The organism is Arthrobacter sp. TmtSoilC51 (genome assembly GCF_055388015.1).
The window spans coordinates 4292066-4304331 of sequence record NZ_AP035877.1; the positions used below are offsets into that span (position 1 = coordinate 4292066).

The window sequence follows — 12266 nt, forward strand, 5'->3', positions numbered from 1 at the left end:
GCTTAGGTGCCCAGATTCCTCCGGTCTACTACGAATCCGGTTGCCGCGTTTTCGCGGACTGCGTTGATACCGGCCACTACGGCCTTCAAATTGGGAAACTGTGGCGACACTGCCACAACTGTGCCGTCATCGGCTGTGAGTCGGAACCTGAACGTGTTCGTCCCGGCCTTGAGTATTTCGAAACTGCCCGCCATCTTCCCCTTTTCCTCCACGCATCATTGCATTAGAGCGATTTGAACAATTCCCTACAGACACTAATGGCCGTCGGAACCTACCAACAGACCTACTGAGGAGTAGTTTGCAACCGATTTTGGTAGATGTCATGGAAAGCCCTGAAGGAGCTACAGACCTCACGGATGCCCGCGCGTATCGTGAGGATATGACTGAATCCGGCGTGGCGCCCACCACGGGTGTCTTGCTTGCTGCGGGGGCCGGTACGCGCTTGGGCCGCGGACCCAAGGCGCTGCTCCCCTACCGCGGCCGAACGCTGGTTGAGGTGCTCGCCGATACGCTGTTCGACGGCGGCTGCCGGGAGGTTGTGGTGGTGGTCGGGGCGGAGGCGGATCTCATTCGAAGCACCACCGATCTGGGTACCTACATCGTCGTCGAGAACGAAAACTGGGCCAAGGGCATGGCTGGCTCTTTCCGCGCAGGAATCGAGGCGGCCTCGCCGGGTCACAGCATCATGGTGGCGCTGGTGGACCAGCCTGGATTAACCCCGACGGCGGTCAGCAGGTTGCTGGGCAGCCACCGTCCTGGTCGGGTCACGGCAGCCGCCTACCCTGACGAGTCAGGCCACCTTAAGCGTCGGCACCCAGTGATTTTCGACGTCGAGCTCCGATCCCAGGCGGCGGAGGCCGCCAACGGTGACACGGGCGCACGATCCTTCCTGAAGGCGCACCCGGGCCTTGTGGATCTGGTGGATTGCAGCGACCTCTGCTCGGGCGAGGACCTGGATACCAAGGACCAGTTGCATTTGCTGGAGGGCTGACCAATCAAGTGCCGGTAAATTTGGATCCATGATCCAGATTGCACCTGACGATCCCACGCGTCCTGATGTCCACCAGCTCCTCAGCGAGCATCTGGCCGATATGTTCGCCACGTCGCCGGCAGAAAGCGTCCATGCGTTGGACCATTCGGCGTTGTCGCATGAAGCGATCACGTTCTGGACAGCCCGCGAGGACGGCGTGCTGCTGGGTTGCGGCGCACTGAAGGAGCTTACCGACGGGCATGCCGAGATCAAGTCGATGCGCACCACCACCAATGCCCGTGGGCGCGGAGTGGCCACCCTGGTGCTCAAGCACATCGTTGCCCAGGCGTCCGAGCGGGGCTACGAACGCATCAGCCTGGAAACGGGAACCGAAGAGTACTTTGCGCCGGCGCGTCGCTTGTATGCACGGCACGGATTCACCGAGTGCCCGCCCTTCGCGGATTACACCCTGGACCCGAACAGCGTGTTCATGGAGCTCACCCTTTCACCCAAGTAGGTAGCAGCTGAGCGCGTTTTGACGGCTCAAAACGCGCTCAGCTGCGACTCAGTTGGGGATGAGGGTGCGGTCCCGGAGGGCAAGGTAGATCTTGTCGCGGGCAATGGGCAGCTCTCCGAAACGAACCCCGGTGGCGTTGCGGATTGCGTTGGCCAAGGCAGCTGCCACTGGGTTGAACGGGCTCTCACTCATGGACTTTGCCCCGAGGGGCCCTGTGCTGTCGTTCGTTGTCGCGAAATAGACCTCACTCCGGGGCACGTCCGCGAAGGACGGAATGTGGTACTGCCGCAGGATGTCCGTGGTAACGCGTCCGGCGTCGTCCACTTTCACTTCCTCGTACAGCACGGCGCCAAGCGCCTGCGCGATGCCGCCTTCGATCTGCCCACGGCACTGACGCGGGTTCACCACAACTCCAGCATCTGCGGCCTGCACGCTCTGCAGGATCCGCAGCTCTCCCGTTCCAGTGTTCACGGCAACCCGGAATCCGTGCACGTTGAAGGCAACTGACCGCGGGGTTCCGCCCCAGTTGCCATCAGTGGCGAGCCGAACGCCTTGCAGGCGGGCGGCGTCGACAACGTCCGTCAGCGGCACCGTACGGTCGCCGCACTGAACAGCCCCGCCCACCAAACGGCACTCCGCCAACGGTGCCCCCGTCAGCGAAGCGGCGACGGTCTGGATCCTCGTGGCGAGTTCAAGGGCTGCGCCGAGCGTCGCCTTGCCGGCAACCACGGTTCCGGCCGAACCGAACGCCCCGGTATCGTGCTCCACGAGGTCGGTATCGGACTGGCGGACGGTAATTTTCGACGCCTCCGTCGCCAGCGCGGTAGCAGCCAGTTGCGCATGAACGGTTGTGGTGCCGTTCCCGAACTCTGCAGTGCCGACGTCGACGGCGAACCTTCCGTCCGCTTCCAGGCTCACCCGGGCGTGGGCGAAGTGGCCGCGCGGCGGAACGGTGTCGATCATGGACAATGCCGCGCCTTCACCGGTGACCCAGTCCGGGCCGAGGTCCTCGAGCCCGGCGGCCCGGTAACGCTCCTTGCCACGGTCCAGGGCGTCCCGCACCAAGGCCACGCACTGGTCCAAACCGTAGCTACCGTAGTGGACGTCTTCCTCAGGTTCGGGTGTAGTAGACAACATGTGATCCCCGGGCCGGACCATGTTCTTAAGCCGGAATTCCAAAGGATCCATGCCAATTCCGATGGCAAGCTCATCAATGGCCGACTCGATCGCGAAAATCATCTGGCTCAGCCCATAACCTCGGAAAGCCCCGGCGGGAACGGTGTTGGTGTAGACGGCCTGCGCATCCACTTTCTTGTTGACGCATTTATAGACGGCCAGCGATTCGCCGCAACCGTGGAACATCACGCCTGGCGCATGGTTGCCGTAGGCGCCGGTGTTGGTCATGACGTCCAATTGCAGGGCGGTCAGGTATCCGTCCCGGTCGGCTCCCGCCTTGAGCTTGATAGTGAAGGGGTGGCGCGTTGTGGTCGATGTGAACTGTTCGGTCCTGGTGAACTCCAATTGCACAGGCCGGCGCAGGGTCAGGGCTGCCAAGGCCACAAGATCCTCGGTCAGGACCTCCTGCTTGCCGCCGAAACCACCGCCGACGCGGCCGGCCACCACGCGAACGGTCTCCTCCGGCAGGTTAAACAAACGCATCAAGGTGCGCTTCACCAGGAAGGGAACCTGCGTGGAGGAACGGACCACAAGCCGGCCATCCTCATCCATCCAGGCAATGGACGCGTGCGTTTCCATGGCGACGTGCTGAACCCGTTGCGTCTTGTACGTGTGCTCGTGAATGAAGTCGGCGGCCGCGAAGCCCTCAGCGACGCTGCCCAACTCGGCGTGGACCTCGGCCACCACGTTTTCAAGGGGCCGGGAAATCCTGGAATAGTCCGCGTCCTTGTCGCCATGGATGGCCGGGGCGCCGGGCAAGATGGCCTCCTCTGGCGTGAACACCGGCTCCAAAAGCTCGTACTCCACGGCAAGCGCCCGGGTTCCGGCCTCTGCGGCGCCAACGGACTCAGCCACGACTGCGGCGACGCGCTGCCCAATGAACCGCACCACGTTGTCCAGGACTCGAGTGTCGTCGGGATCGTCAGTGAAGTGCTCATGCTGTGCAGTTGAGAACAACTGTGCTGGTGCGTCTTCGTGCGTGAAAACAGCGACGACGCCAGGAACTGCGAGTGCCGCGCTCTTGTCGATGGATACGATCCGGGCGTGGGGATGCGGGGAACGCAACAGCTTGAGGTGCAGCAGGCCCGGCAGCTGGTCGGCCGGGACATCCAGGGTGTACCGGGCAGTTCCGGTAACCACGGCCTGGCCGGCGGGTGCGGGCACATTGTCCCCGAGCTGGCCCGGAGTGGCTTCCAAAGCGACAGGATGTCCGGCGGCAGGCGACTGTGCCCCGGAAACGTCAGCTGCGGCGTCGTGCTTTTGCTCGCCACTCTTGTGTTCGCCGCCGTGACCGCAAATCGCGTCGGCGATGGAGCGGTAACCGGTACAGCGGCACAGATTGCCCTTCAGGTTGCGAGGGAGGTTGGCGCGCTGCTCGTCATCGAAAGTGGCTGCGGTCATCATCATGCCAGCCGTACAGAAACCGCATTGGAACCCCTGGGCCTCAAGGAACTGCTCCTGCACAGGGTGCAGGCCTTCGCCGGTGGAGAGGCCCTCGATGGTGGTGACCGCTTTGCCCTCGGCACGGACGGCCGGGTAGATGCAGCTGTGCACGGGGGTGCCGTCGACGTGAACGGTGCAGGCCCCGCAGTCGCCGCCGTCGCAGCCTTTCTTAACGCCGAAGTTGCCCTGTTCCCGCAGGAAAGTGCGCAGGCATTGGCCGGGGCGGGGTGCGGCCTGCGAGGCAGAGCCGTTGATCTCAATTGCCATGGGAGGCCTCCTTCTGGGCGCCTGGAGTTTCGGGTTGCGTGGACGGTTGCGGCGAGGTGTCATGCGGCGGCCAGAAGTCGCCCGACACACCCATCGACTCGCCCAGCAGCTCGGCCCGGATTTCCTCGGCCAGTTTGAACGTCATGTCCCGGCGCCACGCGGGGAGCCCATGGATGTCATCGTGGTACAGCGGCCAGGGAATGGAATCCCCGACGGCGTCGGCCAGCATCCCTGCGTCCGGAACCTGCCCGGCGGGGAACCGCAGTTGTACAGGCCTTTTGGTGGAGGCTGTCACCGTGATGACCAAACCGCCGTCGGGGTCGAGGCGTCCGATTAACAGCACGCCGGAGCGGCCAAGGTTACTCAGCGACAAACGCCGGAAGGCAACGCGCGCCGAGAGCGCCACAGCCGGCAGGTGGATGCTGCGGAGGAGCTCCCCTGGGGCCAGCACGTTCTCCATGTCTCCGGTGACGAAATCGGCCACAGATACGCTGCGGCTGTTGCCGTCAGGGCTCTGGATGGTGGCCACGGCATCGAGCCCTGCGCACAGCGAAATCATGGGGCCCGCCGGCAAAGACGTGCAGAGGTTGCCGCCTACCGTGGACATGTTCCAGATCTTGAACGATGCCACGAAAGAGTCGCAGCACGGACGGATCAAGGCCAGCCCCGGCCATTCGCGGTGGTTCATCGTTGGGTCCTGAGGCAACGCGTAGAGCTCGGCAACAGTACAGGTTGCGGCGAGTTCAATTCCTTGGTCGGTTACTGTAATGGCCGGCCAACCCGTCTGGCCCAAATCGAGGAGCCGCTTGAGCTCGGTACTGCCGTAGGAGAAAAGGACGGTTCCTCCGGCGAGCCAGGCATCGCCGTCGCGCCATTGCGAAGGATCCGTGGTGGGGACCACGGCCTCGATGGTGTTCATGTCCATGGGTCCTCCTGGGTGAGGTGTTGAGGTGCAGGGTGGATCGGCCCGGTGCTGTCCTTCAGCGAGGGGAAGCCGGTTACGTTGTGATGGGCCTTTTTTCGGCCGGGGGCCGTGCCGGCAATGCCTCCCCGCTCGGCGATGATTTCCGCAGTGATGGAGACCGCGACTTCTGCTGGTGTCACTGCACCAAGGTTTAGTCCGATCGGGGAATGAAGCCGTTCAAGGGCTTCGGGGGGCGTGCCGGCTTCCATCAAGGCGTCAATCCGTTGCCGGTGGCTACGACGCGATCCCATTGCGCCAACGTAAGCCAGGTTCAAGCGGAGGGCTGTTTCAAGCAGGGGAATGTCGAACTTTGGATCGTGGGTCAGGATGCACACCACGGTCCGGGCATCGATGCGTCCCGCCGCTGCCTCGGCATCGAGGTACCGGTGGGGCCAGTCGGTGACCACTTGGTCAGCACCCGCGAAACGGCTTTGCGTGGCGAACGCGGGCCGGGCGTCGCATAGCGTGACGTTGTAGCCGAGCAATTGTCCGGCGGGGAGCAACGCGGCTCCGAAGTCGTTGGCGCCGAAGATCAACATGCGCGCGGCAGGCAAACGGCTTTCGACGAACAACGTGATGGGTTCCGGTTGGGGTTCCTCCTGCTTGGGCAACGCCAACCTTTCGGTGGTAACCCAGCCATCAATGCAGCCCTCGGGAGGTGCCAGGCGGACCAACCCTGCGCGCCCGCCTTGGAGCAACGGCTCAACCTGTGCCGCGGCGGCGAAAAGAGTAGCGGGATGATCCCCCACCAGGTGCGCCAGCTGCGTTGATTCCATGGCGCGGAACCGCACAGGATCATCAACCACCACTACTCCCCCGCCGCCGCCGAGCCTGCGGATAAGGGCCGCAGGTGGCTGGGTTTCTGCAAACACAGCGAGTTCCGGTGATCCCTCCCCGAGTGGCTGGATATGGACTTCCAGTTCTCCTCCACAGGTGAGTCCGACGGCGAATGCGTCCTCGGCACTGTAGCCAAAAGACTCTAGGCGTGGTCCGCCGTCGCGCATTGCTTCCAAGGCCGCCTCAACGACGGCGCCTTCCACGCAGCCCCCGGACAGGCTGCCCAGGATTTCGCCGTCTTCGGAGACCATCATGGAAGTCCCCGTGGGGCGCGGCACTGAGCCGCCAGTCCCTACGATCGTGGCCACAGCGCACAGTTGGCCAGAGACCGCAGGCCGCCAGCTGCCCAGTGAAGGCATTAGATCCAGCATGGCAACACGTCCTTTTTCCAGGTGTCCCGGCCAGGTGGCCCGGCCGGAGCAGTGCGCGATCTTGCCCTCATATTCTCATTTTCCGGAGGATGCGGAGGGAGTCGCGGCTTATTGGTTTCAACAGATTTGTAGGGAGTGGGGCAGGGCTTCATCTCCCTGCCCCACTCCCGTTGGGCGGTCTGCTCGCTTTGGAGCAGTCCGCTCCGTAGCGGAGCAACAGCACCGTCCCGCCGCCCGCCGTCGTGCCCGTTCCCAAGGGACCACGACGGCAGGCGCCTATTCGTGCGGTGGGTGCGGATGGACCGCCGTTCGAAGTGCCGGAATGGGACCCACCGGCTCGGGGTGGGCTCCGGCTAGACGCCCATCAGGGCGTTGATCGGGCCACGGGCGAAGTAGATGATGAAGCCAGCCGTGACCACCCACATCAGCGGATGGACTTTCTTGGCCTTGCCTGACGCCGCACTGATTACCGCGAAGGAGATGAACCCGACGCCGATGCCGTTGGCAATGGAGTATGTCAGGGGCATGGTCACGATGGTAAGGAACGCCGGCAACGCGATGGCGAACTTGGTGAACTTGATCTCGCGGATCTGTGCCATCATCATCGCGCCCACCACCACCAGCGCCGCTGCTGCTACTTCCAGCGGGACAACCGAGGTGAGCGGAGTGAAGAACATCGAACCCAGGAACAGCAGGCCAGTGACAACCGAGGCCAAGCCTGTGCGGGCGCCTTCGCCGATTCCTGCTGCGGAGTCGATGTAGACGGTGTTGGAGGAACCGGACGTTGCGCCCCCCACCACTGCGCCCATGCCTTCAACGATGAAGGCAGACTTCAGCTTGGGGAACGTACCGTCCTTGTGTGCCACACCTGCGCTCTTGGCCAGGCCTGTCATGGTGCCCATGGCATCGAAGAAGTTGGTGAACACCAAGGTGAAGACCAGCATGGTCGCAGCCAATCCGCCGATCCTGGCGAACGAACCAAAGAGATCGAACTGGCCTACCAGGCTGAGGTCCGGGACGGACACCAATTGGCTGGACAGGATAGGCACGTTGAGGTGCCAGCCGCCGGGGTTGTCGGCGGAGCCCGGGCCAATGTGGAACACGGCCTCGGCTACGGCGGCGAGGACTGTGGTGGCGACGATGCCAATCAGCAGGCCGCCCTGGATCTTGCGCGCCACGAGGATACCCATGACGAGCAATCCGATGATGAAGACGAGGGTGGGGATGGAGGTGATGGAACCGTCCGTGCCGAGCTGGACCGGAGGGCCGCCCTTGGTGGGGCGGACAAACCCGGAGTCGACGAAGCCGATGAAGGCGATGAACAGGCCGATGCCAACGGTGATGGCGGCCTTGAGTTCCTTGGGGACTGCTTTGAAGATCGCTGTCCGGGCACCTGTGGCGCCGAAAAGTACGATCAGGATGCCGTTGATGACCACCAGGCCCATGGCTTCTGGCCATGTGACTTCCTGGATGACCGCGACGGCGAGGAAGGAATTGATGCCCAGACCTGCTGCCAGGCCGAAGGGCAGGTTGGCGACGAGTCCGAAGACGATGGTCATGACCCCTGCGGTCAGGCCGGTAACTGCGCCCACCTGTGCTGCCGAGAGCCAGCCGCCGGCCACATCCACCGGGGCATTGTCTGCCGAGAATCCGCCCAGGATGAGCGGGTTGAGGATGACGATGTACGCCATAGTGAAGAACGTGACCAAGCCGCCGCGGAATTCGCGGGCCAGGGTGGAGCCACGCTTGGTGATCTGGAAGAACTTATCCAGGAAGGAGTTCGACACCGGGGGCTTGCTGTTGCTATTGCCGCCTGCCAGGCCGGTTGCCGTGTGCTTTGCGCTGTTTCCCCCGTTAGGGAGGAGCGCAGCCTGCTTTTCAGCTGCTGTCTGCATTTCTGCGGGATCCAGGATTGTCATGTCAGCCACCGGGCCCTAGTAGTCGATCCTGGAATCAAGCGTGTTCCATGTGTTGAACGGCTGGAGGGCCGCTGGTGCCTGGGGGTCGCCCAGTTCCAGCTTGGCTACCGGCATCAGCGCGTCCCGGTTGTCGTTCTCGAAGTACTCGTAGAAGACGGCGTCGTCGAAGCCGACGGATGCGGCGTCGTGACGGTCTGCGGCAAAGAACACGCGGTCAATGCGTGCCCAGAGTGCGGAGGCCAGGCACATGGGGCATGGCTCGCAGCTGGTGTAGAGGGTTGCTCCGCTCAGATCGAAGGTTCCCAGTTCGCGGCAGGCGTTACGGATGGCCGTGACTTCTGCGTGTGCGGTGGGATCGTTCGTGGCGGTAACGCGGTTGACGCCTTCGAAGGCTTGTCCGTCCGCGGTGACAATGACGGCGCCGAAGGGGCCACCACTGTTGAGGACATTGGCTGTTGCCAGCTCAATGGATGTGGCCAGGAATTGCTCGGCCGTGACGGTTGTACTCATGTTGCGACTTCCTTAGTGCTGAGGAAGCCAGGTGACCTGTTGGGGGGCGCTATGGAGAGGAGCTCCAGTTAGCTTGGTTACCAGGCTTCAGCATGTGCGATGAAGGTTAAGTTGCGCCTGGTAGATAGCTTCCCGAGGTCCGGGTGCCCGCCTTTGGCAGTTAGAGCGTAGCACCAGGTTTGTGAGCCGCGCCATAGTTTTTTGAAAATTTAATTTCGTCATACGAAATTCATTCTTGGCAGCGGGATGTGACCGTGGGACGCTCCGTGACGTTGACGGCCGCCGTCGAGCATTTTACGCTTTTTGCACCAGGCGCTCCCGTTGGCGCCTGGCTCCTGGATCAGCAGACAGGGCCTAACTGAGCTGGAACGCATACATGCCGACCAGACAAGGAACCTGTCATGACCCCTCTTTGGATCAAGAATCCGCTGGGCATCTTCACCGCAAACGACCTCGACGCCGGCGGCGGCTTGGTGATCTCTGACGGGAAAATTGTGGAGCTCGTGCCCTCGGGCGGGCAACCCTCTACTCCTGCTTCCGTTTTTGACGCTTCGGGGCACGTGGTCCTACCCGGCCTCATCAACACGCATCACCACTTCTATCAAACGCTCACCCGGGCATGGGGTCCGGTGGCCAACGCACCCCTGTTCCCGTGGCTGCAGAATCTGTACCCGGTGTGGGCACGTTTGACGCCACGGAGCCTTGAGCTTGCAGTGCAGGTTGCACTGGCGGAGCTGCTGCTTTCCGGCTGCACCACCGCCGCCGACCACCACTATCTGTTCCCCGAGGGCATGGAAGACGCCATTGACATCGAAGTGGCTGCGGTGAGGTCCATGGGGATGCGGGCCACGCTGACCCGCGGATCCATGACTTTGGGAGAGGACGACGGCGGGCTGCCGCCCCGGACCACCGTCCAGTCACCCGAGACGATCCTTGCGGACAGCGAACGGCTGATTCGTGAGTACCACGAGACAGGCGATGGGGCTGCCGTGCAGATTGCCCTTGCCCCCTGCTCGCCGTTCTCCGTGACCAAGGAGATCATGGCCGAGAGCGCCGCCATGGCCGAGCGTTACGACGTCCGGCTACACACCCACCTGGCCGAAACGATTGACGAAGAAGACTTCTGCCGCTCCATGTTTGGGCTGCGGACCGTTGACTACCTGGAAAGTGTGGGCTGGCTGGGATCCCGAACTTGGCTCGGACACGGCATCCACTTCAACGACGACGAGATCGCTCGCCTGGGAGCCGCGGGCACCGCCGTCGCGCATTGCCCAACCTCCAACATGCGGCTGGCATCCGGGACCGCGCGGGTCCTGGAACTTGAGGCAGCGGGTGTGCCCGTGGGGCTGGGCGTGGATGGATCGGCGTCGAACGATGCTTCCAACATGATCCTCGAAGCCCGCCAGGCACTGTATCTGCAACGACTCCGCTACGGGGCTTCCGTTCCTGTGGAGCGGGCCCTTGGCTGGGCAACACGTGGGTCCGCTGCCGTCCTGGGCCGCTCCGACATTGGGCAGTTGGCTCCTGGCCTTCAAGCCGACCTTGCCCTGTTCAAGCCCGACTCCCTGCGGTTTTCGGGCAGCCACGACCCCGTCGCCGCCTTGCTGCTCTGCGGGGCGGACCGGGCAGACCGGGTGATGGTGGGCGGCGCGTGGCGCGTGATTGATGGCGCGATTCCCGGGTTGGACGTTGCCGGGCTCATCGCTGAGCACTCGGCGGCGGCCCGGAAGTTGGTGGCGGGATAGGCCTGTTTCGCTGGGTGGCGCCCGCTTCGACGCTTCGCTGCGTATCATGCCGTTCGCACGGCACTTTCCGCAGCGAACCCTCGAAGCGGGCTTCTCCACATAGGCCAACTCACCCCTGTGCTCGCGCTCCTGCTCATTCAAGTCTTGACTCATGACAAAGATCAACAGCAACGAGCTTCCCACGGGGATGGATTTATGGCGGACCAACGAGCTCCAGGAGTTGGGGGTTAATCACCGGAGAATTGCAGCATTGGTTCGAACCGGTGTCTTGGTACGACTACGCCGCGGTTGCTATATCCGAGGCAGCACATGGAGAGCCCAAAAGCCATGGGTTCGCAGTCTGCAGCTGATCGCCGCGCACGCACACGGCACGCTTCCGACGTCGGCCGGCGGCTTGGTCTACAGCCACACCTCAGCCGCGCGCCTCCACGGCTTGTTCCTGTGGGACGTGGGAGACAAGGTGCACGTCACCGCGGAGACAACGGCGTCAACCACTTCACACGGCAGGGACGTGGTGCCGCACACTCGTCCGCTGGAGCCAACGGAACTTACCTTCATCGAGGGAATGCCTTGCACCACAATTGAACAGACAGTGGTGGACTGCTGCCTCATGCTGAACTACAAACAAGCCTTGGTACTGATGGACCACGCACTCCGAAAAGGTGCGGACAGCTCGAAACTGCAACAGATGTGCGCATCCTTGGCCGGCCGCAACGGAGTTCTCACGCTTCGCCGGGCTCTTGACAACGCAGATGCCAGGTCCGAGTCACCCGGCGAAACCCTGACACGCGAGCTACTCCAACGACTTCGGATCCAAATGCCCGACCTACAGGTGGAGGTGACGTCCGCGGAAGGTCGCCATCGGCTGGACTTTGCGTGGAGGGAGAAGAAGGTGGCCCTTGAGTTCGATGGAAGGGTGAAGTACTTCGATTACGCACCCACTGCCGAGGTGATTTACCAGGAACGGCAGCGCGAAAAGGCTTTGACCGAGCTCGGCTGGAAGATTATCCGAGTGAAGTGGCAGCACCTCTTCAAAGAACAGGAGTTCAAAACGAGCGTGCTTCGGGTTCTGCGCGGGACAGGCTAGAGCCCGTTTCGGGGGTGCGCTGCGCATTCGCTGGCACGCCCGGCACTCTACGCCGGGAACCCACGAAACGGAGGCCGGCAGGGCAACGGAAAGGCGAGCGATACCTCCCCAGGTATCGCCCGCCTCTTTAGCTCTGTTGCGCAGAGTCCGCGCCCGTTGGATGCAGGAAAGATCCTAGGGGCGCTGCCGGCCGAACACCGGGAGCGCGCGGAGCCAGCGGGAGAATCCTCCGGCTTTGCGGTCACAGTCGGCTGGAATGTAGAAGTCCGGATCTGTTGCACCGAAGGGCAGGTACAGCTCCTGACCCGGTGCCGGGAATTCCACGACCTTGTTCGTATCCTTCGAGTCCATCTGTTCCTCCTCTTTCCAGTGCAGTCAGTTTCCGTATTTCGGAAATTGTTTATTGCTATGTGAAAAGTGTAAGGAGCGGGGAAGCGAGCGTCAAGACCCGTCCAAGAGG

The 12266-nt window shown here is 62.9% G+C and carries 11 protein-coding genes; 4 read left to right on the top strand and 7 right to left on the bottom strand.

Annotation, left to right across the window (positions count from 1 at the left end; translation table 11 throughout):
- Positions 1 to 2: 2 nt before the first annotated feature.
- Complete coding sequence (locus tag ACZ5G6_RS19550) at positions 3 to 194, bottom strand: YegP family protein (protein ID WP_223934473.1); 192 nt, start codon at positions 192 to 194, stop codon at positions 3 to 5.
- A gap of 128 nt (positions 195 to 322) precedes the next feature.
- On the opposite strand from ACZ5G6_RS19550, the gene nboR reads away from it, so the two are divergent.
- On the top strand, positions 323 to 991 hold the full coding sequence (nboR, locus tag ACZ5G6_RS19555; RefSeq protein WP_498687447.1) for a nicotine blue oxidoreductase: 669 nt from the start codon (positions 323 to 325) through the stop codon (positions 989 to 991).
- Positions 992 to 1019: 28 nt separating this feature from the next.
- On the top strand, positions 1020 to 1487 hold the full coding sequence (locus ACZ5G6_RS19560; protein WP_223934474.1) for a GNAT family N-acetyltransferase: 468 nt from the start codon (positions 1020 to 1022) through the stop codon (positions 1485 to 1487).
- Between the two features lie 48 nt (positions 1488 to 1535).
- Here ACZ5G6_RS19560 and ACZ5G6_RS19565 read toward each other — a convergent pair whose 3' ends face one another.
- From ACZ5G6_RS19565 to ACZ5G6_RS19585, 5 genes are all read right to left on the bottom strand, one after another.
- On the bottom strand, positions 1536 to 4373 hold the full coding sequence (locus ACZ5G6_RS19565; RefSeq protein WP_498687448.1) for a molybdopterin-dependent oxidoreductase: 2838 nt from the start codon (positions 4371 to 4373) through the stop codon (positions 1536 to 1538).
- Positions 4363 to 5298 carry an FAD binding domain-containing protein gene (locus ACZ5G6_RS19570; RefSeq protein WP_498687449.1) on the bottom strand — a complete coding sequence of 312 codons (936 nt, stop codon included), beginning with the start codon at positions 5296 to 5298 and terminating at the stop codon, positions 4363 to 4365. Before ACZ5G6_RS19570 ends, ACZ5G6_RS19565 begins: the two co-directional genes overlap by 11 nt.
- On the bottom strand, positions 5289 to 6545 hold the full coding sequence (locus tag ACZ5G6_RS19575; protein ID WP_498687451.1) for an XdhC family protein: 1257 nt from the start codon (positions 6543 to 6545) through the stop codon (positions 5289 to 5291). The genes ACZ5G6_RS19570 and ACZ5G6_RS19575 overlap by 10 nt, the downstream gene beginning before the upstream one ends.
- Positions 6546 to 6898: 353 nt before the next feature.
- The gene (locus tag ACZ5G6_RS19580; protein WP_223934478.1) at positions 6899 to 8473 is read right to left on the bottom strand and encodes an NCS2 family permease; all 1575 of its coding nucleotides are present in this window, start codon (positions 8471 to 8473) and stop codon (positions 6899 to 6901) included.
- A gap of 6 nt (positions 8474 to 8479) precedes the next feature.
- Entirely contained in the window at positions 8480 to 8974 is a 495-nt protein-coding gene (locus ACZ5G6_RS19585) for a nucleoside deaminase (RefSeq protein ID WP_223934479.1), read from the bottom strand.
- Positions 8975 to 9375: 401 nt separating this feature from the next.
- Between ACZ5G6_RS19585 and ACZ5G6_RS19590 the strand changes: the two genes are divergently transcribed.
- Both ACZ5G6_RS19590 and ACZ5G6_RS19595 read left to right on the top strand, forming a co-directional pair.
- The gene (locus ACZ5G6_RS19590) at positions 9376 to 10719 is read left to right on the top strand and encodes an 8-oxoguanine deaminase (RefSeq protein WP_223934480.1); all 1344 of its coding nucleotides are present in this window, start codon (positions 9376 to 9378) and stop codon (positions 10717 to 10719) included.
- Positions 10720 to 10870: 151 nt separating this feature from the next.
- Positions 10871 to 11806, top strand: a complete 936-nt coding sequence (locus ACZ5G6_RS19595) for a type IV toxin-antitoxin system AbiEi family antitoxin domain-containing protein (RefSeq protein WP_498687454.1) — start codon at positions 10871 to 10873, stop codon at positions 11804 to 11806.
- Between the two features lie 174 nt (positions 11807 to 11980).
- Here ACZ5G6_RS19595 and ACZ5G6_RS19600 read toward each other — a convergent pair whose 3' ends face one another.
- Entirely contained in the window at positions 11981 to 12157 is a 177-nt protein-coding gene (locus ACZ5G6_RS19600) for a hypothetical protein (RefSeq protein ID WP_175538651.1), read from the bottom strand.
- Positions 12158 to 12266: the final 109 nt, after the last annotated feature.